The sequence below is a fragment of the Bacillus sp. GMs2/2 genome (genome assembly GCF_050172095.1).
GTDB classification, from domain to species: domain Bacteria; phylum Bacillota; class Bacilli; order Bacillales; family Bacillaceae_G; genus Bacillus_A; species Bacillus_A cereus.
Genome location: NZ_JBNLYE010000473.1, coordinates 1 through 2601 on the forward strand (window position 1 = coordinate 1; position 2601 = coordinate 2601).

The window sequence follows — 2601 nt, forward strand, 5'->3', positions numbered from 1 at the left end:
ATCTCTCGATGATTATACCGGACAAGTCTTTCCTTTCTTAAGTGCAAAAATAGGAAAAGGTCTTCTAAGAAACTTAAACTACTACTTTTCTTACGTTGATGCCTATGATAAGAAACCACCAGTTAAAGAAATAAGACCACTTATGAAACAAGTAACTAACAGATAGCCAAAAATACCAAAAAAAGAAAGCATCTAACCCTGGATGTTTTCTTTTTTATTAAAAACTCATTAACTTTCATCCTCTTCTAAAAGTATGTATCCAAGCATATTTTAAATTAAAAACATTGGAGGATTAGAGTGAATGAAATACTCAGAAACAATTATAAGCAAACGACTTCGAATACTTAAAATGACGGGTATGTTTTTCATGCTAGTGTTAATAGCATGGATTGGCTATACAAAATTACTTTATGAAAACGGCTTTCTTCAAGAAAAAAAGAATTCAGTAGAAGTAATGAACACTAGCATTACAGGAGAAATAGAGCAGCTTTTTCATATAAACTTGCAAGGCTATCGAAAAACAAGCCTTGATGCTGTTATAGAAGCCAGTAAAACCGATCCAAGTGAACTATCCTTAATTGAACTAGTCAACAAATCCTGCTCGCGAGATTGCATAGGTGAACCAGTTACATATGTAAACTCAAACAATGGATATATCTTTTATAAGGAATCTAATGGAACTAATGTAGCTATAACGGTTAAAAAGAAAGACACATGGGTAATTGTAAAGAAATCTGTTCAAGATGGAATATAATCACCCCAAAAAAGAGTACGCATCGTACTCTTTTTTATTATTAATACCCTTCCTCTTCATGCCTACAATGGCATTTCGCTTTTGTTTTACAATGACATTTTTCACACTCACACTTCGGTTTCTCTTTGCAACAACACTCGTGAAAATCATTGCGCTTACATCTACATCTCCCAAACATTAAATCATCCCAAAATTTATTACAATCTTGAAAATGTCCACAATGACAAGTATTTCTCATAAATATGCTTCCTCCTTGATAGAATTCATCATATTCTATGTTTGAAAGTATACAAAGGCTTGTTTATTAGTCTATTTTCTCCATATTATAAGTAGAGTTAAAAGATTAAATAAAAATAAAAACCGTCACATGACGGCTCTTATTTTTATTTAGCAAACTACTTTTATCTCACGTACTCATAGTACCATTTACGTGCATCTAACCAAGCTGTAAATTTATCGATATTCCCGGACGGATAGCCATTCGTTATAGCATAACCAATGCCATCTTTTTGAACGACAATTTGTCCATCAATACCCGCATCAACCATAGCTTGAGCCAAAGCTTGTAAATTACTAAATGCTACACCACCAGTTTTTACTTTGAGCAAATTCGCTTCACCTCCTCCAGTTTGTCCTGTAAGAGCAAATACAATAGAATTAGCGATTTTATCAACATTCCATTTTGCCATGTCGGATTCATTATCAATAAATCCTAATTCAATAAGAATAGCCGGTGCCTTCGTTCCATTTAATACTGCTAAATCTGTACGTTGTTTCGCACCTCGATCACGCCATCCAATATCTTTTGCTAGTTGAGCTGAGATTTTAGCCGCCAAATCTTTCTGATCATAATATAAAACCTCAACACCCTGTCCATTTCCATCACTTGCATTAAGATGAAAAGAAATAACTAAATCCACAGCATGGGAATTGCTATTCCGAATGATATTATTTAAATTTTGTGATTGAGTTGCCCCTACCTCGTCCGTATCGTCATAAACCGTGTGTCCTAGGGCTCTTAACTTAGCCGCCACGGCATCTTTAACTTGCCTATCTAGAACGTGTTCTTTCCGATTCCCGAAATTAGCACCTTGAACAATACTATTGTGTCCTCCGTGCAAACTATATCTAGCCATTATTCATCAACATCTCCTTTCTTAATATCTTATTCAAAACTTGTCTTATTGCTATTCCCACTTACAATCTTAACTGTGCCCATACGTCCTACATTTTCTAAAAGTGACGCAATTTGTTTTCGATATAAAAAAGCTATCGCTTCATAAATCGAATGATTTATTCTCTAAATTACTTTTACATGAATGACGACACGAACAAAAAAGCATCACCCTTTCGGCGATGCCTAAAAACTCTATTTTACTTTTCAGCTCCCTAAATAAATAGAGTTTAAAATCACTGAAACTACACCTATATTTCCTCCCCTTCCTTCACAGCTTCTTTCAACCTCTGCAACATATACCCAATCCCTTTACACCCCTCTAGCGGATATGTAATCATTTCTTCTGGATATAGCTTTGTCACTACTTTTTTATGCTTCTTCCCTGCTAATAAGACGATTTCGTCAAACTGTAATAAACTTTTATCTACCATCTGTTTTTGTAATTGCTCTATACTTATTACCTCATCGCTTTTTGAATCAAATGCAAGATCATAGTTTTCTAATACAATATCACTTGGTCTTAAAAATCCATGTTTCGCTGATAATATAACCCAGTTTTCGAAAAACATAGTTGCGTACGCCTGACATGCTTTTCCGAACGGACTAATATATACATCTTTTGCTTCCATCGGTCCGTAGTCTGAATGTTTATCCCAAATTTTCTTTTTTC

4 protein-coding genes are annotated in these 2601 nt (G+C 34.5%); 1 reads left to right on the top strand and 3 read right to left on the bottom strand.

From position 1 onward, the window contains the following. The first annotated feature begins 301 nt into the window (after positions 1 to 301). A complete protein-coding gene (locus tag ACQGS6_RS26190; protein ID WP_000877572.1) occupies positions 302 to 754 on the top strand; it encodes a hypothetical protein in 453 nt (150 codons plus the stop codon). On the opposite strand, the gene ACQGS6_RS26195 is transcribed toward ACQGS6_RS26190, so the two are convergent. The 3 genes from ACQGS6_RS26195 to ACQGS6_RS26205 all read right to left on the bottom strand — a co-directional run. After that, the gene (locus tag ACQGS6_RS26195; protein ID WP_000503012.1) at positions 755 to 928 is read right to left on the bottom strand and encodes a hypothetical protein; all 174 of its coding nucleotides are present in this window, start codon (positions 926 to 928) and stop codon (positions 755 to 757) included. A 227-nt stretch (positions 929 to 1155) separates the two neighbouring features. Beyond that, positions 1156 to 1890, bottom strand: a complete 735-nt coding sequence (locus tag ACQGS6_RS26200; RefSeq protein ID WP_000135281.1) for an N-acetylmuramoyl-L-alanine amidase — start codon at positions 1888 to 1890, stop codon at positions 1156 to 1158. Positions 1891 to 2179: 289 nt separating this feature from the next. Further along, positions 2180 to 2601, bottom strand: a 422-nt coding sequence (locus ACQGS6_RS26205) for a DUF6884 domain-containing protein (protein ID WP_426965858.1), incomplete at its 5' end; no start/stop codon positions are given.

What these genes read in the sequence shown, in the direction of transcription:
- ACQGS6_RS26190 (WP_000877572.1), top strand. Translation starts at nt 302, where the DNA reads ATGAAATACTCAGAAACAATTATAAGCAAACGACTTCGAATACTTAAA.
- ACQGS6_RS26200 (WP_000135281.1), bottom strand. Translation starts at nt 1,890, where the DNA reads ATGGCTAGATATAGTTTGCACGGAGGACACAATAGTATTGTTCAAGGT.